The organism is Pseudoalteromonas sp. NEC-BIFX-2020_002, from assembly GCF_013002825.1.
Classification (GTDB): Bacteria; Pseudomonadota; Gammaproteobacteria; order Enterobacterales; family Alteromonadaceae; genus Pseudoalteromonas; species Pseudoalteromonas neustonica.
The window spans coordinates 44732-70574 of sequence record NZ_JABEPJ010000001.1 but is presented as its reverse complement, the minus strand read 5'-3'; the positions used below and the strand labels follow the sequence as shown (position 1 = coordinate 70574).

Annotated in this window: 27 protein-coding genes; 5 read left to right on the top strand and 22 right to left on the bottom strand. The window is 38.7% G+C overall.

The window, feature by feature from the left end:
* Positions 1-15: 15 nt before the first annotated feature.
* The 6 genes from HJP15_RS00290 to HJP15_RS00265 form a co-directional block, all read right to left on the bottom strand.
* The gene (locus tag HJP15_RS00290) at positions 16-312 is read right to left on the bottom strand and encodes a hypothetical protein (RefSeq protein ID WP_054203866.1); all 297 of its coding nucleotides are present in this window, start codon (positions 310-312) and stop codon (positions 16-18) included.
* Positions 313-513: 201 nt separating this feature from the next.
* Positions 514-2655: a TonB-dependent receptor domain-containing protein gene (locus HJP15_RS00285; RefSeq protein WP_054203867.1), complete on the bottom strand. Its 2142-nt coding sequence runs from the start codon at positions 2653-2655 to the stop codon at positions 514-516.
* Positions 2656-2744: 89 nt separating this feature from the next.
* Positions 2745-4082: a sensor histidine kinase gene (locus tag HJP15_RS00280; RefSeq protein WP_170172796.1), complete on the bottom strand. Its 1338-nt coding sequence runs from the start codon at positions 4080-4082 to the stop codon at positions 2745-2747.
* Positions 4079-4765 carry a response regulator transcription factor gene (locus tag HJP15_RS00275; protein WP_170172795.1) on the bottom strand — a complete coding sequence of 229 codons (687 nt, stop codon included), beginning with the start codon at positions 4763-4765 and terminating at the stop codon, positions 4079-4081. The genes HJP15_RS00280 and HJP15_RS00275 overlap by 4 nt, the downstream gene beginning before the upstream one ends.
* 621 nt (positions 4766-5386) lie before the next feature.
* The gene (locus tag HJP15_RS00270; RefSeq protein ID WP_170172794.1) at positions 5387-5623 is read right to left on the bottom strand and encodes a hypothetical protein; all 237 of its coding nucleotides are present in this window, start codon (positions 5621-5623) and stop codon (positions 5387-5389) included.
* Positions 5624-6106: 483 nt separating this feature from the next.
* Positions 6107-7273: an MFS transporter gene (locus HJP15_RS00265; RefSeq protein WP_054454084.1), complete on the bottom strand. Its 1167-nt coding sequence runs from the start codon at positions 7271-7273 to the stop codon at positions 6107-6109.
* Positions 7274-7398: 125 nt separating this feature from the next.
* On the opposite strand from HJP15_RS00265, the gene HJP15_RS00260 reads away from it, so the two are divergent.
* Positions 7399-8286: a LysR family transcriptional regulator gene (locus HJP15_RS00260; protein ID WP_170172793.1), complete on the top strand. Its 888-nt coding sequence runs from the start codon at positions 7399-7401 to the stop codon at positions 8284-8286.
* A gap of 11 nt (positions 8287-8297) precedes the next feature.
* On the opposite strand, the gene HJP15_RS00255 is transcribed toward HJP15_RS00260, so the two are convergent.
* The gene (locus HJP15_RS00255) at positions 8298-8582 is read right to left on the bottom strand and encodes a hypothetical protein (protein WP_054203872.1); all 285 of its coding nucleotides are present in this window, start codon (positions 8580-8582) and stop codon (positions 8298-8300) included.
* 256 nt (positions 8583-8838) lie between these two features.
* On the opposite strand from HJP15_RS00255, the gene HJP15_RS00250 reads away from it, so the two are divergent.
* Entirely contained in the window at positions 8839-9090 is a 252-nt protein-coding gene (locus HJP15_RS00250) for a type B 50S ribosomal protein L31 (RefSeq protein ID WP_054203873.1), read from the top strand.
* A 2-nt stretch (positions 9091-9092) separates the two neighbouring features.
* Positions 9093-9233 (top strand): type B 50S ribosomal protein L36, encoded by a 141-nt coding sequence (ykgO, locus tag HJP15_RS00245; protein WP_054203874.1) that lies wholly within the window; start codon positions 9093-9095, stop codon positions 9231-9233.
* Positions 9234-9335: 102 nt separating this feature from the next.
* Here ykgO and HJP15_RS00240 read toward each other — a convergent pair whose 3' ends face one another.
* Entirely contained in the window at positions 9336-9725 is a 390-nt protein-coding gene (locus tag HJP15_RS00240) for a cytochrome b562 (protein ID WP_170172792.1), read from the bottom strand.
* Between the two features lie 415 nt (positions 9726-10140).
* Here HJP15_RS00240 and HJP15_RS00235 point away from each other — a divergent pair, with 415 nt between their 5' ends.
* On the top strand, positions 10141-11109 hold the full coding sequence (locus HJP15_RS00235; RefSeq protein WP_235575749.1) for an ABC transporter substrate-binding protein: 969 nt from the start codon (positions 10141-10143) through the stop codon (positions 11107-11109).
* 82 nt (positions 11110-11191) lie between these two features.
* Here the strand turns inward: HJP15_RS00235 and HJP15_RS00230 are convergent, their stop codons facing one another.
* The 7 genes from HJP15_RS00230 to upp form a co-directional block, all read right to left on the bottom strand.
* Positions 11192-12814 (bottom strand): di-heme oxidoredictase family protein, encoded by a 1623-nt coding sequence (locus HJP15_RS00230; RefSeq protein WP_054454078.1) that lies wholly within the window; start codon positions 12812-12814, stop codon positions 11192-11194.
* A gap of 342 nt (positions 12815-13156) precedes the next feature.
* Complete coding sequence (locus HJP15_RS00225) at positions 13157-14308, bottom strand: imelysin family protein (RefSeq protein ID WP_054203877.1); 1152 nt, start codon at positions 14306-14308, stop codon at positions 13157-13159.
* Between the two features lie 10 nt (positions 14309-14318).
* Positions 14319-15725: a hypothetical protein gene (locus HJP15_RS00220; protein ID WP_099458978.1), complete on the bottom strand. Its 1407-nt coding sequence runs from the start codon at positions 15723-15725 to the stop codon at positions 14319-14321.
* Positions 15726-15938: 213 nt separating this feature from the next.
* A complete protein-coding gene (locus HJP15_RS22375; protein WP_212760592.1) occupies positions 15939-16124 on the bottom strand; it encodes a hypothetical protein in 186 nt (61 codons plus the stop codon).
* Between the two features lie 105 nt (positions 16125-16229).
* Entirely contained in the window at positions 16230-16391 is a 162-nt protein-coding gene (locus HJP15_RS22370) for a hypothetical protein (RefSeq protein ID WP_212760591.1), read from the bottom strand.
* A 182-nt stretch (positions 16392-16573) separates the two neighbouring features.
* Positions 16574-17809, bottom strand: a complete 1236-nt coding sequence (locus HJP15_RS00210) for a uracil-xanthine permease family protein (protein WP_054203880.1) — start codon at positions 17807-17809, stop codon at positions 16574-16576.
* Between the two features lie 5 nt (positions 17810-17814).
* Entirely contained in the window at positions 17815-18444 is a 630-nt protein-coding gene (upp, locus tag HJP15_RS00205; protein ID WP_054203881.1) for a uracil phosphoribosyltransferase, read from the bottom strand.
* A gap of 364 nt (positions 18445-18808) precedes the next feature.
* Between upp and HJP15_RS00200 the strand changes: the two genes are divergently transcribed.
* Complete coding sequence (locus tag HJP15_RS00200) at positions 18809-19639, top strand: ABC transporter substrate-binding protein (protein ID WP_170172791.1); 831 nt, start codon at positions 18809-18811, stop codon at positions 19637-19639.
* Between the two features lie 145 nt (positions 19640-19784).
* Here HJP15_RS00200 and HJP15_RS00195 read toward each other — a convergent pair whose 3' ends face one another.
* The 7 genes from HJP15_RS00195 to HJP15_RS22135 all read right to left on the bottom strand — a co-directional run bounded on the left by HJP15_RS00195 (position 19785) and on the right by HJP15_RS22135 (position 25705).
* Positions 19785-20759 (bottom strand): Gfo/Idh/MocA family protein, encoded by a 975-nt coding sequence (locus HJP15_RS00195; protein ID WP_170172790.1) that lies wholly within the window; start codon positions 20757-20759, stop codon positions 19785-19787.
* A gap of 41 nt (positions 20760-20800) precedes the next feature.
* Positions 20801-21745, bottom strand: a complete 945-nt coding sequence (locus tag HJP15_RS00190; RefSeq protein ID WP_502706956.1) for a phosphotransferase — start codon at positions 21743-21745, stop codon at positions 20801-20803.
* Between the two features lie 74 nt (positions 21746-21819).
* Positions 21820-22452, bottom strand: a complete 633-nt coding sequence (locus HJP15_RS00185; protein ID WP_054203885.1) for a glycoside hydrolase family 19 protein — start codon at positions 22450-22452, stop codon at positions 21820-21822.
* An 83-nt stretch (positions 22453-22535) separates the two neighbouring features.
* Entirely contained in the window at positions 22536-23897 is a 1362-nt protein-coding gene (locus HJP15_RS00180) for a linear amide C-N hydrolase (RefSeq protein WP_170172788.1), read from the bottom strand.
* Between the two features lie 766 nt (positions 23898-24663).
* Entirely contained in the window at positions 24664-24945 is a 282-nt protein-coding gene (locus HJP15_RS00175; protein ID WP_054203888.1) for a hypothetical protein, read from the bottom strand.
* 343 nt (positions 24946-25288) lie between these two features.
* On the bottom strand, positions 25289-25450 hold the full coding sequence (locus HJP15_RS00170; protein WP_170172787.1) for a hypothetical protein: 162 nt from the start codon (positions 25448-25450) through the stop codon (positions 25289-25291).
* Between the two features lie 123 nt (positions 25451-25573).
* Positions 25574-25705, bottom strand: coding sequence for a hypothetical protein (locus HJP15_RS22135; protein ID WP_283242261.1), 132 nt, complete (start codon positions 25703-25705; stop codon positions 25574-25576).
* Positions 25706-25843: the final 138 nt, after the last annotated feature.

Sequence of the window (25843 nt, the reverse complement as noted above, 5' to 3'; positions counted from 1 at the left end):
GCCTAAACCTGGGTTTCATAACACCGCAATCCCATTTAAATGACGAACAAAGCAGTACATTAAAATACAAAGAGCAAATACGCTGATACCAGCACGCAGGGTTGTTTTAGTGGCAAATACATAAAGTACGGTTACGGTGTAGATAATAAAACTCAGCATTAAGGCGCTCACAATGGAGTTTATAATGTCGCCAGGTAAAAGAAGTGCAACGAGTATTGCGCTCAAAGCTGCTAATACATAACCTCCAACCAGGGCAATAAGCACTCGACAAGTTATATTTAAGGCAGCAAGGTGTTTTGTTGTAAGGTTCATATAAAGACCAAAAAAGTATACTCAAGTGACGATAAGATGTAAGTTTAACTTTTCACAGGGGCTTAAAATCTAGGCGTTAATTTGCAACAATACATTGCCTTAATCGCCCTCTTTAATTCCACTTGAAACTTACATCTGAGGTGGCTTGAGTATATAAAGAACTTAAATAGCTACGCTCTTTAAGTTCTAATTACACTAAAATTAAAATTTATATGAAACGCTTAGACGAATATCTCGCCCTCGCTCTTTAATTCCTACAACATTTTCATAACCAGTGATACTTCCATAATCGGCAACACTGCCGTGACTTATGTAAGATTCATCCAATAAATTTTGTACTGATAAATCAAACCTAAGATTATTAAGTGGCTCATAAGTAATGTAGGCATCAACAACGTCGTAGCCTGGTTTATTGATTGTCTCTAGCTGAGTAACCCACTCTAATTCCATTGACCGATAGAATACGTCAATATCATTCAAACTAGCGACATGGTTATAGCTCATACCGAGTTTAATTTGCTCACTCAGATCGTAGTTAAAATTTATGTTAAATGAATCTGCAGCAGAGTTACCTAAGCCACCAAATTCATAAGCTGACATGTCAACACCATCTAACACAACTGTGCTATAACCTGATGGGTCATTTGCATCAGGCCAAACAAATGGGGCATTATTTAATTCAACATTATTGTGGTTATAACTAACGATAACGTCAAAGTCACCCGCTTGATAACCGGCCACCAGCTCAATACCATTTGTTTCTAAATCACCGATATTTTCATAGAAAACACCTTCTCGGCCTTTAAATTTATCAAATACCACACCGTTAATTACGCTTAAATAAGCGGATGCTTCAAATAACCAAGTCCCGTCGTTATAAATTAAACCCAACTCGGTGTTCTCAACATCTTCAGCTGATAGGTTTTCATTATGACTGAGCTCACCCACAGTAAAGGCATCGGCAACTTGTCTGCCACGTAATGCTTGTGCGTAACCCGCCGACAGTTTTAGTGAATCTGTAAAGCTGTATTCAAAGCCAATATTACCGCTAAAGCCATCTTGTTTATCTGTTGAAAAGCTATCAATTGATGTAACCGGCTTGCCATTGGCATCGGTTTCAACAACCCACTTACCCTCTACTTTTATCCAATTAGCTTCAATACCATCGTGATCAAGTTCATAAGCATCGTAACGCGCACCAAAACTCAATATTAATTCGTCGCTAATTTGCCAATGATCTTGCGCGTATACACCTGTTACTGTGCCTTTTTCATCAAAAACACCCCCAAACTCTTCATAAGAGGATGAATGAACTTTATCAACTTTTTGTTCAACTCCATACGTAATTGAATGATCACCTATGTCACTGGTATTACGGATATCAAAGCCGGTGGTTTGTATTGATGCATCCCATGTAAAAAGCTCTCGCTTAAACGATGACTCTGTTTGGTACAAAGTCGTTTCAAGGTTAACAAGGCTGTTTAAATACCAAGCATGGTTTAAAACAAGGGTTTCTCGCTCACCCCATGATTCAAATAATGGATCGCCTTTTAATGGCGCCCAGTTTGTCTGCTTACCAAATTCACCTTCTTCTTTGCGAATTTCATAACTAAGGGTAAGGTCTTGATTATCTGTTAGATCAGCACTAATTTTTATAAAACCTAACTCTTGATCTGATGCTGTACCATAAAGCTCTTCCCCATCGCCATCATCCATATTATTTCGGCTTACATTAACGTACGACGCTAATACACCAATAGAATCCGTTACTTTGCCGTATAAAGAAACGCTTTCTTTATGCCCGTCATTTGAGAAATAATTAGCTTTGATCATGCCACCAAATTGCTCACCATTGGCAAGCATGTCGTCAGCATTTTTGGTTTTAAAGCGAATTGCACCGCCCACTGCGCCGGTTCCCGATGTAGCTTCACCGGCGCCCGCTTGCACTTGTACACTGCGAAGTAATTCAGGCTCTATGGCAACACGGCCTATATGATGAAATAAAGTACTCGTTTGTGGCGCGCCATCAACTGTTACATTCACCATTGAGTCTTCCATACCGCGTACAAATATTTTTTGGGCAATGCCTAATGAGCCACCGATAGTAACGGAAGGGGTATGACGAAAAATGTCACCTAAATCATTTGCTTGGTAGTTTTCTAATTCAGTAGGTGTGATCTCTGAATTTGTTGTTGCACCAACAACTGTAATTTTTTCAATCTTTTTGGTTTTTTTCTCGCTAAGAGCTTCCTCAGCATAAACATTAGCGCTACAAAGTGCAGCCAAAATGGCACTGGCAATACTGGTTTTTAAACGTACTTTTCTAGTTGATACAGATGACATGACTTATATCTCAAATAACTGATGAATGCTTAAGTAAGAATTATTACCATTTAAGCGTTGTAAGGATACGACTTTTACAATTGTTACATTTAAGAAATAGGAATCATTATCAAAACCTTTAGACCTCCTTGTGATTGATTTTCTGAACGCACATCAGCTCTAACACTCGCTAAATGCCGCTTAGCAAGCGCTAAACCTAACCCAAAGCTGTCATTTTCTGCCATGCGTGAGTTATCAATACGAAAAAAAGGATCAAATACTCTTTGCAAATATTGCTCTTCAATACCGGGGCCTTGATCAATCACTTCAATACTATAATGAGTCGCCTCTTTTGCTATCTTGATTTGTACGAGCTTACCCGATGGTGTAAAGCGCAGCGCATTACGGATGATATTCTCAATAGCAGGGCATAAAGCCCTATGACTACTGTTGTTAACTACCGCATTATTTGGCGACTCTACAATAATGCGACGATCAGGAAATTCAAACTTAGCGTCTTCAACAAGTACATCGAGTAAATCAACTAAATCAACGTCTTCTTGCTTAATAATCGGTTTTTCGTTTTCTAACCACGCGAGTGTGAGCGTATCTTCAACCAATTTACGAATATGATGGGACTCACGTGTTATGCGCCCTAGGTGCTGCTGAGCATTATTTAAATCAAAACTATTTACTGCAATATCTAAACGTGTAAGTGGGGTGCGTAATTCATGAGATAAGTCCGATATTAATTGCCGTTGACTGGCAATAAGCTCACCAATTTGGCTCGCCATTTGATCAAATGTAGACGCTAAGTGAGATAGTTCATCCTTACGATGTCCTAAATGCTTGCCAACTCTGACTTTAAAGTTACCCTTGCTAAAGGCCGAGGTCGCTTTATCTAATTGCTGTAATGGGGTAATTATGTGTCGGTAAAGTATCACGGATAAAACAACTAAAACGGCCATAGGCATCAAAACTTGCAGTATAAACTTTATTGTAAGCCAGTAAGTTCCTGGGCGCATTCGCTCAGGCAGTTTAATGAGCAAACTCGCATTTGTTTGGCTAAAAGGTAGCTCCATGATTGGGTTTACTTCAAAATACAAATGTATTTTCCAATCAATGCTTCTTCCAAAGTGGTAGCCACCTACAATATCTTTTTCGATTTGTTCTCCCGCTATATGCACGGCATTAAAACTAGCAACAGATACCCATGTTTGTTCTTGTGCTTGTAAATTTTCTAACCATTGCACTAAATTCTCATGTTGATCTGATAAATAAAGCTGCTCAGCCTGTTTACTCCACTGTTTTAACTGCTCGCGATGTTGCTCGGCAATAAAACTCATGCTCTCTTCTGTTTTTAAAGTCAGTGCATGCAGTAGGTAAAAAAAAGCAACCAAGCCGGTTGCTAAAATAAGGCATAGTTTCCAGAGAATTTTGCGATTCATTTAAAACAATACCCTTTTCCGTGAACCGTTTGTAAGCGCTCGCCAAGCCAATTTGCTTCGTTGAGTTTTCGCCTTACGCGACTTAAGTGCATATCAATACTGCGATCGTATGCGCCTAACTTTTTATTTAATACTGCCTGATACAAATCAGCTTTACTGACTATTTTGTTTTGCTGCGACACCAGCTCCCACAGTAACTTAAATTGTATTGGCGTAAATTCAATTTCGTTCTCGTTTACAAAAATGCTTTGTTTTGCCGTATTAAGTGTGAGGCCATCAATACTTATCTCAAAGTGGTTGTTAGCAGGAGTATAGGACGAGCTACGCCTGAGGATACTTTCGATTCTCAGTAATAACTCTTGGGTGTTAAATGGTTTAGCCACATAGTCATCGGCACCATGAGTTAGCCCTAAAATACGCTCTTCTTCAGCGCCTTTTGCCGATACCATGATCACTGGTTGTTGGCTGCTCTCACGTAAAATTTTAAGTAATGATACACCATCAAGTTTGGGGAGCATTTTGTCTAACAATATCAGCTGATGCTGTTGTGACTGCGCAAGCTTTAACCCTGTTTCGCCATCAAAGCATTGTTCAACTAAATAGCCTGAATTTTCGAGTAGATCAGCCAAATAATTACTTAAGGTGTTATCGTCTTCTATTAATAAAACTTTTATTTTTGCCATAAACACACCGTTTAAAATGGTAACGATAATAATTAGTGTTATAAATGGTATGCTATCTGCCCCTATAAAGTAAACACACCGTATAACTATCGGCGATTCTTTTAATTCTAATCGGCGCTATATTTTGGGGTCGCTTGGGTATACTCGGCTGTGTTAAATACGTTTTTATGGATGTCTAGGTAGGTAATACGTTCAAACCGTTTTTTAATTGTGGTACTTCTTATGCTTGTACAGAGCTTTATACCCAAGCCACCTCAAGGTGCAGAATTCAGCGTTTTACAGAGGCTTAATATCAAGGCGTTACTTTGTAGGAATGGCCGCCCCTTTTAAGAAGGAACAACGATGAGAGTAAGTCGCTGTGAAAAGCCCAACGGGTTGGTTTGAAAGCGATTTATACTGCGTTATTGATTTTAACAATAGAACCACTATTACTTGCAATCAATGCCTTGCCTAAATCGGTTTTAATTCCAACGACGCTCGCATCTTGAGGTGGTTTGGGTATATTAGCTGTCATCGCGCATGCAAGAAGACGTAAACAAAGTAACAACCGATTACTATGATCAGGCCGACAACAGCACGGCGAACTGGCAAGTACACTTAAAATTTAACAATAAAGGCTTACTAATCTGTTTGATAATAAGCTTCCCAATCTTTTGGCGCAGGGTACTTCTGCTTATACTCGTGTAAATCAAACTCACTGGCATACTTAAGGTAAACGTCAAAGTAATCAGAAAGGTATGATTCCCCATCTCCCATTCTCCAAAATAAACTGTCTGAGTCAGCATATTCAGAGTATTTTAGCCAAGGCGGTAGCGGTGGTGAAAACTGCAATTCATTTTCGAATCTTTGTATCAACATTTCCTCCCACTCTTTTTTATGTTTGAGGTAAGCATGCCAATCTTCTACCTACACGCCATCTGGTGGTTCAATTTTTTCTGAAGTCATACCAAATCCTGATAATAATTCTGCATTAGCCATTAATTAATGGCGCTATTGGTAGCGCTGTAATTCAAATCGACATTCATTTCTATGTTCTGGACAACAACAAAATAGACAAGCCCTACGCCCCCCATAATGTTGGGCTCATTTTTTGAATCAACCGGCGCATAAAACGCCATATCTGGGTTGCACTTTGAGCAAATAGACTCTTTGGACCTTGTACAAAACAAGGATAACTACCAAGTAAAGTTGCATAATCGTTCAAACATCCAGCTCTGTCGAGCGGTTTGCATACAGCTTAACCCACCAATTTATATGAAAAGATAGTTCACTTAATACTACTCACTTAGATTCAGATCATGATTGCTGGGGGATGAATTTATTACCCGAAGTTGAGGCTATTTAGCAAATACGTTGTTTATCTAAGTGCCCTGCTAAACATGTAGCCGCTAACGCCGCACTGCAAATTATTGCGCCGATCCATGCGGTGTCTTGCAATGTTAGGGTTTCAACAACGTGTCCACCAACAACTGAGCCCAAAGCAATGCCAATGTTAAAAGCGGAAATATTCAAACCGACAGCGACATCAATCGCTTTTGGTGTATCTTGCTCCGCTATTTTTACAACATGCAATTGCAATCCAGGAACATTACCAAAAGCAAATGCGCCCCATACTAATACGGTGATCACAACAAGCAACGGGGAGTTCATTGTAAATGTCAGTGCTAATAAGGTAATGCTTAAACCTAAAAATAAAACTTTAAGTGCTTTAATAGGCCCATATTTATCTGCAAGTTTACCACCCCACACATTCCCTACAGCAACCGACACACCATAGCCCAGCATGATAAAACCAACATATGAGGCAGCAAAACCAGCATGTTGTTGTAAAATTGGGGCAAGAAAAGTAAATGCAGTAAAGGTCCCACCATAACCTAAAATGGTCATTGTATAAGCCAGTAGTAAACGTGGCTTAAGTAATACTTGTAGTTGATCTTTTACCTTTGTTGGTATTACTTGATCAAGCGTGTTGGGGACTAAAATTGCACTACCAATTAATGCAATCAAACCCAACAATGAGACCATCAAAAAAGTGGATCTCCAGCCAAAAACTTGGCCTACCCACGTCCCTAAAGGCACCCCTGTTACTAATGCTACCGTTAATCCGGTAAACATAATAGCAATTGCGCTGGCTTGTTTTTCTTTACTCACTAAGCTCGTTGCCATCATAGAGCCTATCGAAAAAAATACGCCATGAGCCAAACCAGTTAAAACTCGCGCTGCGATTAAAGTTTCATAGCTTGGGGCTTGCCAAGCAACTATATTGCCTATGACAAATAATGCCATCAAACTCGTAAGTACTGTTTTTCGCTTCCAGCGACCTGTTACTGCCGTTAACACGGGTGCGCCAATTGCGACACCCACTGCGTATAAGCTCACTAAAAGCCCTGCAGATGGCAAACTAACACCAAGATCGTCTGCAATAATAGGGATTAAACCTACTATTACGAATTCTGTTGTTCCAATTGCAAATGCGCTTAACGTAAGCGCCCATAAAGCTAGTGGCATACTGTAATGTCCTATCGGGTATTGAAGATAAATAGTAAGAGCCCAGTGTGAACGAATTAACAGTTGTGAAAAATAGCATTAGTGGCAAAATACATTTGTTATATTTGCAAATATAAGGCAGCCCAATGAGTGTTAAATCAAAAACTGAAGATCTAGAAGCTTTTGTAACTGTGGTTGATTGCGGCAGTTTTTCTCGGGCAGCCGTTTTATTAGATCAACATATTGCTAAAGTATCCCGTGCGATAACGCGTCTTGAAACAAGCTTAGAATGCGCTTTATTAAGTCGCACAACACGGCGTTTGGAGCTGACAGAAGAAGGCCAAACCTTTATTGAATACGCGAGAGAAGGATTAAATCTACTAGAGCATGGGGAGGAGTCGTTACGTTTATTAAAACATGCACCCGCGGGGAAACTACGTGTAGATGCTGCGAGTCCATTTGTATTGCATCAGCTGACACCTTTAATAGCCCAATTTAGTCATTTATATCCAGATATTAGATTAGACATCACATCTCATGACAACGTAATTGATTTGCTTGAACATAAAACAGATTTAGCTATTCGTATTGGCCAATTGCCAGATTCAAACTTGCACGCACGTAAATTAGGTATTAGCCAACTACACCTTGTAGCGAGTCCTGCTTATTTAAAACAAAGCTCTGCACTTAATACGGAGTTAGATTTATATAACCATAAGTTAATTGGCTTTACAGGCACTACTAAGTTAAATAAGTGGCCACTTCAACAAGCCTGTGCACTTAATTTTTCTCTTAATGCCAGTAGCGGCGAAACCATTCGTCACTTATGCATTGCAGGACAAGGCATTGCACTACTTTCACAGTTTATGATCGCAGACGATCTCACTCACAATAGGTTAATAAAAGTCTTACCACAGGCAATAAAAACGCCTAACCAACGTGAATCTGTACAAGCTGTGTATTACAAAAATAGTGCAGTATCGTCGCGTATAGTTGCCTTTTTAGATTTTATACAACCACGTCTAACACTTTAATTATGAACCCGTTATTCTTGGTGCTCAAACTGACCGCGGTACACTTCAAACACTTTCAATACGGTGTGTTGCGCTTTATTTAGATTATCAAACCAGTTATCAAAAACGTCGTCATCGTCTTGTTCACTTAACGCTAAATATTGCGCTAGCAATTCAACAATATCGTTATGTGTACAGCTTAATGGATCTATTTGTTGAGCAAGTACGCTGTGATCTCTGCTACGTAATGTGTCCATCACGCCTTGATCTATTTCTTGGCTTTGCTCACTGATGCTCTCTTTAATTGATTCACTCATACTAACCTGTACTCCTTAATGCTCGGTTACATATTATTTATAACAGGCTAATTAGCAATTGCTAGCTTTTTTGATCTAACTGCTTATTTTTTAGTTGATTTGCGCGAAATAGAACCATGTTCACTACTTTTACATCCATTGCACCTAAAAGTAATGACTTAGTTAGATTTAAAATAGTGTTTGCAAAGGATTCTTATTTACTATAAATTATAGTTATACTATCACATAACAATATTGATATAATTAAAGGCATTTTATGAAACCTAATATTCATCCAGATTACCAAACAGTTGCTTTTCACGATACTGCAGCAGATAGCTACTTTATTATTGGATCAACAATAAAAACGAGCCGAACTATTGAATTAGAAGGTAAAACTTACCCTTACGTGCCAATTGATGTATCAAGTGATTCTCACCCGTTTTACACAGGTAAACAAAAATCTGTTGCGACTGATGGCCGTGTTGCAGCGTTTAATCGTCGCTTCAAAAATATCGGGAGCAAGTAGCAATGAAAGTTTTAAGTTCACTTAAAAGTGCTAAAAATCGCCCAGGGTGTCAAATCGTTAAACGTAAAGGTCGTGTTTTTGTGATTTGTAAAGACAACCCACGCTTTAAAGCCGTGCAAGGAATGAAAAAGAAAGGAAAGTAAACGCCCTTTTGTGCGCCTGAAAATTGGCGCACTTTTTACCTTCTACAGTTATATACCTCTTGTCCAGCATACACCAGTCTTCGTAGTATAAAAAATAGCTTTTCACTTGCCAAATAACAGTTCCCAAAAACTTGGCGGCTCATGTAGTTTATGGTATTGCTGTCGTAACTCATTTATTGATTTTAATGGTTTTTTAGCAGCATCAAGCCCTTTTTCATTCGCTAACTTTTTAGCAATTTCAGCCTTAGCGATTACTTTATCTAAGCCCTGGCGCGAACTTTCAGCTTCTTTATGAAAAGTCGCTGTCTTACTGAGCTTAACTAAAGTGATAAACTCATCAATCGCTGTATTAAACTCACTTAATTGCGTTGCTTGAACACTGTGCTTATAAGCTAGCCCCATATTTTTCATATTGGTTTCAAGATCTAGCTCTTCAGCAAACACCAAAGTAGGCGTTAACATTAATACAATTATAAATAGCAGCGCTTTCATTTTAAACCTTGTAATATAATTTCTAGCGATAAAGCACATTATATACTTAAAAAACTTAAAGGTACGCGTTTCAGTTAGAATTAAGAATAATAAACGGCTTCTGCTGGCTATCAATAAATTGCTTTATGTATACGAATTTTAGTATTAGCACCACTTTTGTAGCACTCATCACAATGTCTATAAATGCGCAAAACAGTCAATTATCCCCAATATTAGTATGGTCTAATTATGAATCGTACTGTCATTCTGGTAAAGTCTATCCTCATTTGATAGATGAATTTTGAGCATTACTTTGATTTTATTTTCCCGGATTCTAACAAGTTCTTTATTACTAGTTGCTATACTGTCATCGTTTAATGTATTGGCGTTGAACATAACATTTATTAATCCCGGTTTTAACAAAAGTACTGATGACGTGAATAACAGCACAGGCGATTTCTGGTATAAAGTATCAGCAGCAATGCACGCAGCATCAGACGATCTAGATATTAATTTAACCGTTTATTATGCCAATCGTAATCACATATTAATGAAAGAACTTATATCTAAAGCACTCAAAGCAAAGCCAGATTTACTTATCTTAGTTGATGAAAAACAAGTGATTAGTAATTATTTGTTATCAATAAATACCGATAATGTACCATTGTATTTTCTTTTAAATCGCCCAAATGCATCCCGATTACATTATCTCATACAACATAATGCAAATATTGTAGGCAGTATGGTCCCTGATAACCGTATGGGCGGGCGCTTGTTAGCTGAAGCGCTTTTTAACAAACATCGCAACAGTAGTAACACCAATATGAAAATTTTAGCCCTGCTTGGTGACTACACGACACCTGCTGCAACTGCTCGTCGTGCTGGATTGACTGATTATTTGAATTCATACCCTGAAGCATCATTATTTGCTGAGGATGTGGCTAATTGGTCTCTTGAAGAAAGTTATACAAAAACGTTAGCGTTTTTACAAAATGCCCCTGAGATTAATGCTATTTGGTGCGCCAATGATGCGATTGCATTTGGCGCAATTAAAGCTCTTAATACTTTAAACTTAAGAAAACATGTAGTCGTAGGCGGTATTAATTGGGACACGCCTGAAAATAAAGATATAACACTTGATGTTTCTATAGGTGGGCATGTTTTATTAGGGGCGCACGCGCTTTTAAACATCTATGATGCATCTAAAAAACCTGAGCAATTTCCATTGCAACATAAACAAGTTGCATCATTTAATAATAGAACGGATGACTATGAAGCACTTATAAATAAAATAAATAGTGGTGATTTGAAGATGATTGATTTTTTACTCTTTTCTCAAACACAGGAAAACCATTTAGATTTCACGGTTGAAAATTTAGCCCATGAGCTAAAAAACTCACTGTAAAGCCCCTTTACAGTGAGTTTAAAATATTCAAGTCGTTTTTAACACGATATCTATATTCTGTGTAACCAATAAAACTACTAAATTAAAGTGACTGTAAAAACACGATCACTTGCTGGCGCTTGTCTTTATTCAACTGAGTGAATTTATCTCGACTTGTTTGCGCTTCACCGCCATGCCATAGAATCGCTTCTTCAAGACTTGTTGCACGCCCATCATGTAAAAATCCAGCGCCTGGATTAACTGTTTTTGTTAACCCTATCCCCCAAAGTGGCCTTGTTTTCCATTGTCTGCCAGACGCTAAAAAGTCACGACGATTATCAGCGAGTCCCTCTCCCATATCGTGTAAAAGCATATCTGTAAATGGCCAAATTACTTGCCCTTTAATACCTTCAGGTGCTTTTACACCACCGAGCATAAGATCACTTTGTGTTGAAGTCGTAAAGCTTGGTGTGTGGCAACCATTGCAGTTGATCTCAGAGAAAATCTTAGCGCCTGCTCTCACATCAGGATTACTTATATCGCGTCTTGCAGGTACAGCCAGTGTTTGTGCGTAAAAAACCACCGCATTTGAAAACTCATCACTTGCTTCCGGTAAACCTTGTGCATCTGTGCCAGTGTCTTGATAGTTAGTACGTGATAGGTAACTGTCATGCATCAAGGTGTTTGCAATACTTTCTTGTGCGAATAATGAATTTGTTACTCCCATATCGCCACGTAATGCCGCCAATGATTGTTGACGTACCGAGGGGGTGCTGGCTTTCCAGCCAAAGCGCCCTAATGACACCGGATTATCAATTCCTTGCTGTGCTTTTACTGCATCAAATACCCAATTGGCTTGACCTTTAATGCCATCATTATTGCTATCTGTTGGATCTTCTAATGCCAAAATATCTTCATCTGTTATCGCTTCTAATAAGCCAAGACCAAATACCGGCATACCGTTGCGTGCACTAAACTGAACATCACTACTGGCTAATTCGCTCAATGAATAATTACTTGGTGAATCCCATGCATTATCGACTTCAAAAACTGGCTGCTTTAAAGTCACCGTGTGCCCATCTGGGTATGTGAATTCAGTGTATTTATAACTTAAGTAAACATCTGCTTGGCCTCCAAAGTGGTTTTGTTGCCAATCTTCTCGCGCTTGTAATACACCGCGATGAAACAGCTGATCGCCAAAACCTGGGACAGGTGTATTTTTACAATAATCATTTGTACTATTTGGCTGATTGCATACACCATCAGCTAAGCTTACACGTAAAAATATTCCGGCATCGCTGCCTAATTTAATTCTGCCATCGGGGGTACTTGGCAATACGGTACTTGGGCGGCCATCACGTTGATGACAGGCATTGCAGTTATTATTATTAAAAACCGGACCCACCCCATCTAAGTCAGGGTGCGTATCATTTGGTGCTGTTGTAAACGCCGTTTCAAAATCAGTATCCCCATCAAGGTGTAAATTTAATTCTGCTGGCGATAAATTAGGCATAGGAGTAGAAAAACCATGCCCGGAATTATTTGTATCATGCGTTGTTGCGTCACCGGCAAGTGCGCTGACATCTATGTACGAAGGTAACTCTTCAACTATTGGTGGGGTTACTGGAGTAGTATTTGTATCACTACTACTGCTACCTCCACCACACCCGCTCAGCATTGCTAAGCTGAAAAATAAAGGTGTATATGGTTTAATTACTTTTATCATGACGGTTTCTTTTTAATGTTAAGCAAAAAAGGGAAGCATTTGCTTCCCTCTTCATTTATTTATACACAAGCCACCTCAAGATGCGAGCGTCGTTGGAATTAAAAGCGATTTAGGCAAGGCATTGATTGCAAGTAATAGTGGTTCTATTATTAAAATCAATCCCTTATAAAAGTAACGCAGTATAAATCGCTTTTAAACCAACCCGTTGGGCGTTTCACAGAGACTTACTCTCATCGTTGTTCCTTCTTAAAAGGGACGGCCATTCCTACAAAGTAACGCCTTGATATTAAGCCTCGGTGAAACGCTGAATTCTGCATCTTGAGATGGCTTGGGTATACACGGTTATACGTCCCATTTTTTAAGTAATGGAACAACTTCTTCTTCAAGTGATTTTTGTAACTCACCTAAGCTATCAATGGCAGCTTGAACTCTTACGCGCGCATCGTCATCTTTAATTGCTTGACGAAATGGCATGTTATTTTCACCCGCGATTGCTTCAATAGCTGTAATTGCTGCGCTGATCTGCGTTTCAACTTTAGCTGCAAGTGTCGCATCCCCTGCTTCAATTAATGCTTTAAGGCCTGGGCTATCGTTTTCGTTTGCAAACGTACCTAAATAAACGTTTTGAACGCCTTTAATGTTATCGCTAAAGTCTGTTAATGAATTCCAGCTATACTGCGACTCTACTTTAGATGTATCCGCATTATCTTTTGTGGTGTTGAATGGTTCTGCAATTTTGCCATTGCCTACCTCATCTACAATACCAATTAAACCATTCACTAATTCTTCAACCACACCTAAATTTGAGGCATATTTGTCGTTACCCGGAGTTAAAAGGTAATCTTTATAAGCTGGCTCTTTATCACCATCAGCAGATACCGTCCATGCACTTGATAGGCTATCTGTGTAAAATGCAAATACTTCAGCGCAGGCAATTAAATATTCAATTTCACGTACTGTCATTTCAGCAATGGCTTTTTCGTTGTCGGCAACACCATCACCAAACAATAAAAACTCCATAGTATGAAAACCTTGCACGCCATCATCTAAGCCTTTAATGGTGTCTGCAGTAAATACAGTATCGCTGGCAAGCAACGTGTTTAAATCTGTCGTGTTTAGTGGCCATGTATCTAAATGCGGATCAATTGATAAGCTATCAACTGGACCAAAAATGTGTGACTCGCCCTGCTCCCAAAATATACGCGCGTCTTTCCAAGCATCTTGTGCTTTAGCTAAAGATTCTTGATTTTGGTTATTGAGTAAATTTTGCGCTGCAACGTAAAGTGCATCTGCTTTTGTATCAAGTATTTCGTAGCCATCAACAATCACGTCTGTCGTTACATTGGCAATTAAATCAGTCGCATCATATGTAAACTTCGTTGATGCAACTGGCGGCGGCGTAGTAGAACCTGAATCATCAGATGATGATGAACCACATGCTACGAGTGTAGATGCTAAAATTATTGCTGTGATGCTATTAAGTACCGTTTTCATCCTTTAAATCCTATAAAGTAGTTGAGAATATATAGCCGATTGACGCGCTAAAATGAGTGGTGTTATCAATATTGCTTTGCGCATACTGACGTTGCCCACCTTGGAATTTTAAAATTAAATTTTTATTTGGTAAGTAGTTAATACCCATACTAAATTCGCTAATGTCAAAACGATCAATCGGCGTGCCTTTAGCAACTTCTAATAATGGGTTTGCATAATCAAATGAGGTAAATACATAAAGCGGACTGGATAAGTTAAACATATGTTGTGTGTTATACGCTGCTTCAAAAAATGCAGACTCTGACTTACTACCCAGTTGAGAAAAACTGCCAGGGCGAAGACCTGGCGTGGTTTTATTCGCATTGGTAATGGCAACAGAATCTTCAAGTTCACCGTATAAGTATTGCCCGCGTAGTGTGAAATCTTGATATTCCCACGCGCCATGAACACCTAAAATAGAGACATTCCCGTCAACATCTAACTTGCCTTGGTTGCGGCGGTTTCCACTTGTATCGCTGTTGTAATAACTGATACCTACGCCTTTACCTTTTTTAACATCTCCATAATCAAGACGTAAAGTAAGCGCTAAATCATCTGCAGTGTTAGTTTCAAAACGTTGTTGCGCGCCACCAGCAATCCAGTTTGTGGTGCGAAAATATTCTGAGTTTAAACCAGTACTGATCATCGTCTGCAACGTAAAATCTTGCCAATTGGTGATCAGGTTAACCCCAGTTTCATGCCATACTTGCGGGATCATACTCGCTTCACTCCAGTGGCGTGACGTAGTAAAGTATTGATCTGGTTTATTTAAATCAGTGCCTAAACCTACAGGTACGTATATATGGCCAAATTTAACCTGCACATTCGGGTTAAACTCATATTTTACCTGCAGTTTTTCAACAATGACTTCACCACCTGCTTCTACTTCACTTTCAAACTCACCAAACTCTTCAAAACCATCGTATTCAAGCGTTGTGCCTGTGCCACCGTGCTCATACTCAATTTCAAATTCTATTTGCCAATTTTTGTTTATTTGATATTCAAATTCAGTCACTACTCGCTCTAAGTCGGTTGTGGCTCGACGATCTGGCGATATATCTTGAATATTGTCGAATATTTCATCATTACGATAAGCTAAAGTGCCGTAGCTCTTAAATGTAAGAGAGGGTGTATCGCTTTTATCACGAATGAACGATTGCTTTTTTTTATCAGTCGTTACTACGTTAATATCATTAAGCTGCGTTTTTTGTTGCTGTTGTTCTGCTAACTGAGCAGTTAATCGTGTAATCGCTTTTTGTTGCAGAGCTAATTGCTGCTGCAATTGTGCTAACTGTGTTTCAACATCAACATCTGTTGCAAAAACTGATGTTGGTAAAAGTGCGAGGTAAATCGCAGTAGAAATGATTTTTCGTGTCATTACAGCCCCCATAAGTAAAGCGCAATGATAATGGTTGTTATTTTTGATGTAAATAGCATTATTAAATAAATTAACATTAATACACTATTAATTTATTTAATTAGTATTCTTAACAGTTAAGCGTTAACCGTTTAGGGACAAACATCTGTCAGATTCAGCTTTGTAATAGATGGGATTAAGGCATAGTGATTTGGAGAGTTTAAATTACTTATTTTATTGAACTGCTATTGGTTGCTGTGCTTCACTGCCTACACACCATCCTTCAAAGATAATTATATCAATGGCATGATTGTTTGCAGACCATAATGATTTTTGAATAGGGTTATCACTTTGCTTATCAAACTTAGGGATTGGCACAGCCACCTTACCCGCGAGTAATGCGCTAAATGTCTGTTTCATGAGCATTATGTCATGTGTACCTGGTACGCCACGCGTTGCAAATAATGGGTGTATGTCTTTAGCTAGCTGTTGGCGGCTTGCCTGATTGTGGTAAAAATCATCAATCTATAGGGAAATACTATTAAATGCAGTATTGAAGTTGATCCACGTAACTAAAAAGTCAGCGAGGGTCGTTTTTCCTGAACCTTGGCAACCATTAATTGCCACGACCATCGGTTGCCCTCGTTTTTTAGCCGCAATAGTATCCTGCGCTAACGGGGTAAACAACTGCTCACTCAAATATTGATATTAATGCGGCAGCTGATGCTTTGCTAAAAAAGAGGCTATATCCACACTATTGACCTCTTGTATATAATGCTCACAATAATACCTATTTTATTTTTAGTAAGTAAAAAATAGCGCATATAAATGCGCTATTTTGAGACAAAATAAACATTCGTTGTTAGCAATTACGTTGCTTCATCGGCCTTTGGTAATACTAAATTCAACACAATACCTAAAATTGCGCATAAACTAACGCCTTGTAAACTAAACTCACTGCCGCCAATGTGCATGCCACCAATTCCGCACACTAAAATTAACGCCACAATACTCAAATTACGCGGCGCAGTGAGGTCTTCACCACATTTTACTAATGAATTTAAACCAACCACGGCAATTGAGCCAAACAATAAAATCATGATCCCACCCATAACAGGCACAGGAATGGTTTGTAACCCAGCGCCCATTTTTGCCACAAAAGCTAAAATAATGGCAATGATTGCAGTCCACATCATAACTTTAGGGTTAAAGTTTCGCGTAAGCATCACTGCACCTGTTACTTCTGAATAGGTGGTATTGGGCGGGCCTCCGAATAAAGATGCCGCAGTTGTAGCCAACCCATCGCCAAACAAAGTCCGATGTAATCCCGGTTTTTTCAAATAATCTTTATTGGTTACTTGGCTAATGGCCATCATATCGCCAATATGTTCAATGGCAGGTGCTATTGCCACTGGTACCATAAATAACACAGCTTGCCATTTAAACTCTGGCCACGTAAAAGCAGGCATGGCTATCCACTGTGCATTCGTCACAGCATCAAACTGCACTATGCCTAAATAAAGCGATAAACTATAGCCTGCAATGACACCCGCTAAAATAGGAATAAGCTTAAATACCCCCTTACCCCAAACAGCAAAAACTAACGTCACTAACAACGAGAAAGCGGCAATCCAAATGGCTTGATCATAAGCAATTAACTGCACTGACCCATCACCACTTTTACCCATCGCCATATTTACTGCCACGGGTGCAAGCGCTAAGCCAATCACCATGATCACAGGGCCCACAACAACAGGTGGCAATATTTTATGCAATGTCGCAACACCTTTGAGCTTAACAAGTAAGCTCAGCGCCATATAAGCAAAGCCCGCCGCCATTAAGCCCCCCATAGTTGCAGGCACACCCCACAGCTGTACACATGCGATTATAGGGGCGATAAAAGCAAAAGATGAGGCTAAAAATATAGGCACTTGGCCTTTAGTCACAACATGAAATAGCAGTGTGCCAATGCCCGCGGTAAATAGTGCGACGTTAGGGTCAAGCCCCGTAAGCAATGGCACTAATACCAAGGCACCAAAGGCTACAAATAGCATTTGCGCCCCAGTTAAAATAGTTTTGATTGAAAAAGTAGCGTTATTCACCATCACACCTACACGGTGCCAAATATTTTATCACCTGCATCACCAAGACCTGGAATGATATAGCCTTTTTCGTTCAGGTGACTATCTAGCGCTGCGGTAAATATTTCTACATCAGGGTGTACTGCAAGTGTTTTTTCTACGCCTTCTGGCGCTGCAACTAGCACAATAACTTTAATTTCTTTACAACCTGCTTTTTTAAGCATATCGATAGTAGCAATCATGGAACCACCCGTTGCTAACATAGGGTCAATCACAAGGCTTAAACGCTCATCAATTTTACCTACGAGCTTTTCAAAATACGGGATTGGCTCAAGGGTTTCTTCATTACGCTGTAAGCCAACAACACTCACTTTAGCGGCTGGCAATAACTGCATTACACCATCCATCATGCCAAGGCCGGCACGTAAAATTGGTACAACCGTTATTTTTTTACCTTTGATATGCTCTACATCGAGTTGATTGCCATCCCAGCTGGTGATTTCTACTTTTTCAAGGGGGAGATTTTTAGTCGCTTCGTAAGTTAATAACGTACCAACTTCAGATGAAAGCTCACGAAAACTCTTGGTACTGATGCCATGCTCTCGCATAAGGCCAAGTTTGTGTTGAACAAGTGGGTGATTAATTACATGGATTGTCATAATAGCGCCTAAAAGGAAAATAAACTGCGATTATTTTAGCTTAAAAAATCTTGAGAGACTTTTAAAAAAGCAAAATCATGCGAAAAAACATACCCAGTATCGAAAAAGCACACTTTATTGCTCTTTATTCATCCAAATTATTGAGTCATTAGAATGTGCTAAATGATTAAACATGCTCAGATTAAATCACAGCAGTTATTCGGGTTATACTTAACTTACAATCTATACCATATAAACTAAGTAAATAGCCTCAACCCATGATATCAACGCACTCAATTAGTACCATTTAACACAATAATAGAGCTTTATGATATTTCATACCCTATACTTACGTAATAATTAAGCGTATCTATATGTTTGCCCAATGCCTAAAGTAATACTGAGCTTACTCACGTTCATCATGATGTTTACGGCCCACGCCAATGCTGCTAAAAATACAACTTTACACATTAAAATTATGACTGATTTTGCACCTCAGCTTGATAATTCTCCCCAAAACATTGCTACGGGTATGATGCTAAAATTAGAACAACAACTAAATGGTGCTGTATCGCTAACATTTATTCCTGCAAGTAGATTACGTGAATGGCAACAGCTGCATAAATTTACTGATGTATGCTTATACAACAAAGTAAAAAACCCAGAACGAGAAAAGAATGCGCTTTTTAACCGTTATCCAATAATGGCATTCCCATCAAACCGCTTAGTTGTACTTAATCACCCTGAGCTACCTAAAGATATCACCCTAAGCGACGCTATCAATAAGCATAAACTTACTATTGGAATAACCAAAGGCCGTTCATACGGGGAAAAAATTGATGCATTTATAGCTGCAAATAGTGATGCGTTTATGCCTTTACCCGGCACTACCAGTGCACTTCGGTTAAGCCATATGCTATTTCAAAACAAAATTGATGCAATCATCGAGTACAGTGCTGTTTTCATTTCGCGGCACAGCAAAGATCCACGAATGAGTAATATTCGTTATTTAACTATAAATAAAGTTGAACAAGCTATTTTTGGTTACATTGCATGCTCACCATCAAAAGAAGGTAAAAAAGCAATCAACTTATTTGATACAGCCTTACAAGAACCGTCAATTTTTAAGGATATTATCGATCTACATAAAGCAGCGTTCCCACATACAGAACAAGCCGTGTTGATCCGTGCACTTGAGAAAGCCTATAAACAGTAAGCTGTACCCTCACTCTTTTATTCGAGCTTTTTTAAGCTAGGGCGTGTTGGCCTTTGTGGATTGAAATTTGTTCAATGTTGGGGCTATTTAATCGCCCCTAGACCAATCACTTCGGGTAGCGTGTGTTTTACTCTGACACGATTGTCTACGTTGGCATTATTATTTGTTCCATAACCCAGCTCGTATGCATAGCGGTTGTACCTGTCGATGGGTGACCTGATTGGGAAAGAAGATCCAGCGCTATGTTCTGTACGTGATATTGATGAATATGTGCCGGATTAGCAATTGTGTATTCCTCTATACCGTTAAGCGTTGTAACTTTGATTACTTGCTCATCAAATACACTGAAAGTTATTTCACCTCTTTGGCCATATAACGTAACGGTGTCGTAACGCGAAAAGCCACCAAAGTTCCAACTACCCGATCCCGTAACGCCACTTTTATGCTGCCAACATGCTGTAATAGCATCAAATGCACCATATAGTTTTTGCTGATTGCTGGCCAATCCTTTAACTTGCTCAAACTCTCCAAATAAATAGCTAAATAGATCTAAACCATGGCTCGCTAAATCATCAAAATAGCCTCCAAGAGCAATACTTTTATCTGTACGCCAGTTATATTTCCCAGATAAATCAAGTTGATTTGGTGCTTTATTTAAATGCCAATTAACATGTCGGATGTCACCAATTACATTGCTTTCAATCAAAGCCTTCACTTTATTAAATCGAGGTAATGAACGACGATAATAGGCAACATATAAAGGCAGACCTTGCTGCGCAAATGCATCATGAATAATTTCACATTCGTGATAAGTTGGTGCCAATGGCTTTTCAATGCAACAAGGCTTACCTGCTGCTGCAACTTGCAAAGCAAGTTCCATGTGACTATCTGGTGGTGTCGCTATGTATATCGCATCTATTTCAGGACATGCTATTAATTCACTCGCGCTTGAATAAACATTAGGCACGCCATGACGTGCAGCATAATCTTTGGCTAAAACCAGATCCCTTCGTGTTACACCATGCAATTCAAACTGAGCCGTACTCTGATAAGCAGGTCCACTTTTCACCTCGGTCACTGCACCACAGCCAACCATTCCCCAACGTATAACTTTATTCATCTTTAATCTATTCCTACTGTATTACTTTAGCTATTATATTTTCAATATGTATCTAGCGCTTGATATTGCTCTTGCATATAATTGTTTATTTTTACATGGTTTGGGCTCCATCCTAACAAAAAGCGATAAAAGTCAGCCCATACCACAGGCCATAATGCACGCCACTTATCAACGATTATAGAAGCATCAACTCCACGATGATATTCATGCATTGCCTGCGTAAAATAATCAAAGTACTTTGCTAAATAATCATCACTAGCCTGTTCTAATTCTGTGTTAGTAAGACAACTACCTAAAAAATACATTAAGTCGGTAACGCCAATTCCACCACCTACATATTGGAAATCATACCCAAGCGCCTGCTCTGTAGTTATTCCAACAGCAAAGTTTGCTAATTTAGCATCGCCATGAATGAGTGTTTGATACTCGCAATTGCGTATTTCTCTGTCAAAGCACTGTGCTTTTTGTTTTATTACAGCATCTGAAATTTTTTCATATTCATCTGGCCGAGTATCTAAATGCCAATAATTTCCTTGAGGCCACAATCCCAGTGGACGTTGCTGAAAATTAACAGCATGAAAGTAAGCCAACCATTTAATAATCGCGTTTATATGCGATGGTATTTTTTCAGCTGCAGCAAAGCCATCACACTCAAAATCAGAAAATACAAGTACACGTTGATGCTCATTTTTTAGTGTATTAAAACAACTAAGCGCGGGTGATTGGGCAGGTAACGATTGCGCATAATGTTGATACCAATAGTATTCAACATCATAAGAGCGGCGCTTGCGATTAATAGCAAACTGCGTTTGTGAGATCCGTGGATGATTTATATGATCGGGCACTGCAATCGCTTTAATTACACAATCAATGCCATCTAAATTGCAGCGTACTATTTCCCCACACCCACTCCATAAGGATGTAATCGTGCTATTAATGTGTATTTCTTTATAATGATTTGCTAATAGCTGTTTATACATCAACAACATACCCCTTATAAATAATAGGCAGGTAGTATGTCATTAAATACCTTCACGCTTAAACCTAATTTAACTGGTTTTTAATCTATTTCAAAACATTGTTTAGCACGTTCTAAAAAGTCACCGCGGCTTTCTAAACCATGATAACCGCCATTTATTTTGCAAGTAATACTATTTAAATCATCTTTATCCGCCAATTCATTCAGCTTTAGCACTTGCCATAAATAACATGCGCTGCCCACCATAATTTGCGGGTCACGTTGGAGTAGTTCAGGTTCAGATACAATATCTATATCAAGATAGTCTGCACATCCAGCATAGCTATCTTTGCCTGTTAGATGAATAAGCCCACGTCCTCTATAATGCCAACCATCTCCTGAGCGCTCATCCCCGTTCCCCATTTTGTTAGCATAAACAATATTTGCTATGGCTTCTTGTTTTCGTGCATATTGCAGTGCCATTTCATCCGATGTAAAATACTTACCAAACACAGCACGTAGTGCTCTTGCGCTATAGTTCAGATTTTCGACTCTGTATCTAAAGCATCCACTTTCATGCGCGACTTGTGCAATAAAGTGCGCTAACCTCAATGCTGAATTAATATCAAATTTAGTCACTTGAGACTGTAAGGCCGGTATAAATAGTGCTATGTGCTCCGCTTTTGCATCAGGCATAATTTGAATTAAATTTTTTTCGATAAGCAAGCTCTGCATTTTTATTCCTTTGAACAATAAAAAGTCTAAGCAGTGAAAAGTAAATTAAAAACCTCTTCACAGCTTAACTTTAAATCATGTGATTAAGATTTTTTATTTAATTGAGTGGTTATATCTATCGACTTAATATTCGTGTCTAGCTTATGGATATATTTTTGCAAATGCTTGAAATCTAATTCCATCAAATTAATGCTAAATACCTGAGGAGATTGGTACATTCTTACGGAGAAAGTTTTATTTTTCAAATCAGACACCGTTACCCATTGTGTAAAATCGTGAACATTTTCGCCTTCAGAATCTCGACTAGTCCCCAATGGAATGTCAACCGTATTTAATATATGAAAAGCCAACGTAGTTGCATCTACTCGTCCTACTTTAATATCGTTCTGTATCGCTGACACTCCTGTTATGAAGCTATGCTCCACACTATTTGCTTTATCTACTTCATACTGACTGGTAAATTGTGAAACTGGGAATGAAAAGTTCGTCATCATTGCAGCTCTCACAAAGCGATCAACGGGTGTTGAACTTCCTGGAACACCAGAAAAACCAGTTCCTTGCGCATAAGAGTTACATTGAAAGTTAGATGCAGCACTTTTATATGCTTCCACACTCGGCATCGTTGGCTCACCACTTTCGTTCTGAAAATTAAATGGCATTACATTTACGTAGTTATAACGAACATTCTCTTGCTGCCAAGCAATCAAAGGATCATTAGTAAGCACACCAATAGGGTTCAGATCTGTAATCGTTAATTTTCCCTGCGTATATTCTAAAACAATGCTATTCCCTTTGGCATCATGCACAGGAAAGTGAAATTTCATTGCATTTGGAACTTTAGAGAAAGGACTAACAACCAAAATCTTTCTTCCGTTATCCGATACAGCCTCTTTTAAATTAGACCCACCTTTATTCAACACGAGATAATCATATTGCAATCCATCAATAACGTCTTGGCAGGTCGCACAGTTTGATAATATCCACGTTGTAATACTAGGGTAATAGACAATGTTATTATGGATAATTTCTTTATTTTCATCAAAAGGAGACTGATACTCACTTTGCGCCAGTACCATAGCCCCCGTAGTTAAGCCTTCAGTATTTAACCCATTAGTCATTATATTTGCAAATGTTTCTGACACACCTAAGGACTTGGCAATATCAAGGTTAAAGCCATTCATTGCAACAAAACTATAGCTACCAGTCCAAGACAAGAGGCGTTGATTAATCAATTCAATATCATCACGAAGAACAAATAGTCCTGAATCATCCTGAAAATCTGACTGGGTCAGCTTTTTCAAAGCACTTTGCTTATATTCATGCCCATCAGCCCTGAAAAACAGCTCTGATTTCAAATCTGGGCCCAACTCCATTGAACGGCCTATCACAGGGATACTATTCGAAACACCTGAATTTATAGCTTTAATTGAAAAGTCTGTACACATTATATTTCTCCTTATGCTTATTAACTTAAACGTTTTTTACATTGATAGTTTTAACTAGATTTAAGTTAACAGCTAACGAAGAAAAGACTCATTACAACTTATTACACCAGTACAAAACATCGCCCGTTTTTAAAATTACAAGCATGCATATTCTCGTTTTGAGCCAATATTTAACGTTTGATTAGAGTGTTAGAACTACGCCAATAGTTTTTTGTATTTGCTAAGGTTGCTGCTTCGATTTCTGTTTAAATCTTCGCAGTAACCAATATAAGGTGAGTATTAACCAATTTTCAGGGGAGATATTTATTCTTTCTAGTGAGATAAATTAGAATCTTCCATATTGTTGTGACTAAAACAAGCTTCAGTCATTGTGGGTGGCAAACTAATTTTTACGCTGCCTATAACAAGAGTGATAGAAAACTTTAGAATGGGTGTCATCTTTGTTCGTGTTCGCGCGCACTAAAGTACGCTGTTTAATGAAATTAGGGGTTAGTAAACGACTGGCCATAGCATGCGGTATCACCAGTACCAAAAGTAGGCGCTTGGAAGCAAAGGCCCTTGTAGAAGCTCAAAAACAAAAGGAATTAACATTGCGCTAGGCAATGACTACTTAGCATCACAAGGTTTAGTGTCATTGAAAGATATTTGGATCAATATTCATTACGGAAGATGAACCGCCCATTGCACTTCCAGTTAATAAAAAGCGCATGATGGGTGATGTGGGGGCTCGAGGTTAGAGACCTCCGGCTACCCGATTAGGTGCAGATTACTCCTTTGTTTCGAATTCTATGCCACCAAACCTTTTAGCGACAAGATTATAAGCAAAACAAAAGAAGCGCTGCATAAAATAAAACATTACACCGTAAATCACTGGTGCAAAAACAAATAATAAATAAGGGAAACCTTGACCATTATGACTCTCAAAATCAGGTCCGAAAAAGAATAGCGCTAGCCCTATAAAGCCAAATGGTAAAGTAAGAACAAAAAATGTTAATGCGATAGCTTTACTTGTTTGATGTGACGATATCTTACTTATCTGAATATTCAATTATGCCTCCGATGCACCTAACGTCTTAGTATTTATACGTTACATTGTTTGTATCGTATACATATCTTGTTGAACGAAGCATACACCCCATTCAACATTTTATTGGTATGCTTAATGCTATAGGAATTCTCTTTTTTAGGGAAGTTGTTGATTGCAGTTTATTGGACATCTTTTTACTACTAAACGTGTTAATTACTGTTTATTTATTTCATTTTTACGCTTTTTTATATCGTTTCTTGCCTGCTGTTATCTTTTTTGCTTATTTTAGTCAGCACCACATCTAAGCTGATTCACTGTTACACCAACTTAGTTAACGAGTTATTTTTAACGGTTCGACTTACTATTAACCACTATTCATTGTTCTGCCTTGCGTTGTTAAACCGTCGGTTTTTATATCTTTTGCACAGAGGCTTTTCATTATCAACAGCCCTTGCTTACATGATGGGCAAGGCCAATCAACGCTAACCGGCACTGTTGCACCTGACTTTCCTTGATTTACAAACAAACTAGACAGCCACTTTAATTGAGCAAGTAAAACTGTGCTACTAAGTTTACTCTTTTGGACTAAAAACTTATCTCTTTTTATATCATTTCCCGCATATCGTTCATTAAGCGGGCATTTATCGCGTTAAACCCAAATTACATGCATGAAAATAACGGCATGATTACAGCTTTCATTTTTAAGAAGTCGTTCAAGCTCTATGCTAGTAGCTTTTGCAGTTACTGATATTCGCTCGTCATTTTCTGTTTTGATTTTCACATTAACTCTCTTTTGAGGTCGCTTGCCTACTACGCCTACGGATTATTATTGGCATAATCATAACAGCATTTCTACACGCACAAAAAAAGCGCCCGAACTGCTGGGCGCTTACATTGTTGAATTAATTTAACTCAAAAT

Coding starts and splice junctions, on each gene's coding strand:
- HJP15_RS00290 (WP_054203866.1), bottom strand. CDS start 312: ATGAACCTTACAACAAAACACCTTGCTGCCTTAAATATAACTTGTCGA.
- HJP15_RS00285 (WP_054203867.1), bottom strand. CDS start 2,655: ATGTCATCTGTATCAACTAGAAAAGTACGTTTAAAAACCAGTATTGCC.
- HJP15_RS00280 (WP_170172796.1), bottom strand. CDS start 4,082: ATGAATCGCAAAATTCTCTGGAAACTATGCCTTATTTTAGCAACCGGC.
- HJP15_RS00275 (WP_170172795.1), bottom strand. CDS start 4,765: ATGGCAAAAATAAAAGTTTTATTAATAGAAGACGATAACACCTTAAGT.
- HJP15_RS00270 (WP_170172794.1), bottom strand. CDS start 5,623: ATGTTGATACAAAGATTCGAAAATGAATTGCAGTTTTCACCACCGCTA.
- HJP15_RS00265 (WP_054454084.1), bottom strand. CDS start 7,273: ATGCCACTAGCTTTATGGGCGCTTACGTTAAGCGCATTTGCAATTGGA.
- HJP15_RS00260 (WP_170172793.1), top strand. CDS start 7,399: ATGAGTGTTAAATCAAAAACTGAAGATCTAGAAGCTTTTGTAACTGTG.
- HJP15_RS00255 (WP_054203872.1), bottom strand. CDS start 8,582: ATGAGTGAATCAATTAAAGAGAGCATCAGTGAGCAAAGCCAAGAAATA.
- HJP15_RS00250 (WP_054203873.1), top strand. CDS start 8,839: ATGAAACCTAATATTCATCCAGATTACCAAACAGTTGCTTTTCACGAT.
- ykgO (WP_054203874.1), top strand. CDS start 9,093: ATGAAAGTTTTAAGTTCACTTAAAAGTGCTAAAAATCGCCCAGGGTGT.
- HJP15_RS00240 (WP_170172792.1), bottom strand. CDS start 9,725: ATGAAAGCGCTGCTATTTATAATTGTATTAATGTTAACGCCTACTTTG.
- HJP15_RS00230 (WP_054454078.1), bottom strand. CDS start 12,814: ATGATAAAAGTAATTAAACCATATACACCTTTATTTTTCAGCTTAGCA.
- HJP15_RS00225 (WP_054203877.1), bottom strand. CDS start 14,308: ATGAAAACGGTACTTAATAGCATCACAGCAATAATTTTAGCATCTACA.
- HJP15_RS00220 (WP_099458978.1), bottom strand. CDS start 15,725: ATGACACGAAAAATCATTTCTACTGCGATTTACCTCGCACTTTTACCA.
- HJP15_RS22375 (WP_212760592.1), bottom strand. CDS start 16,124: ATGAAACAGACATTTAGCGCATTACTCGCGGGTAAGGTGGCTGTGCCA.
- HJP15_RS00210 (WP_054203880.1), bottom strand. CDS start 17,809: ATGGTGAATAACGCTACTTTTTCAATCAAAACTATTTTAACTGGGGCG.
- upp (WP_054203881.1), bottom strand. CDS start 18,444: ATGACAATCCATGTAATTAATCACCCACTTGTTCAACACAAACTTGGC.
- HJP15_RS00200 (WP_170172791.1), top strand. CDS start 18,809: ATGCCTAAAGTAATACTGAGCTTACTCACGTTCATCATGATGTTTACG.
- HJP15_RS00195 (WP_170172790.1), bottom strand. CDS start 20,759: ATGAATAAAGTTATACGTTGGGGAATGGTTGGCTGTGGTGCAGTGACC.
- HJP15_RS00185 (WP_054203885.1), bottom strand. CDS start 22,452: ATGCAGAGCTTGCTTATCGAAAAAAATTTAATTCAAATTATGCCTGAT.
- HJP15_RS00180 (WP_170172788.1), bottom strand. CDS start 23,897: ATGTGTACAGACTTTTCAATTAAAGCTATAAATTCAGGTGTTTCGAAT.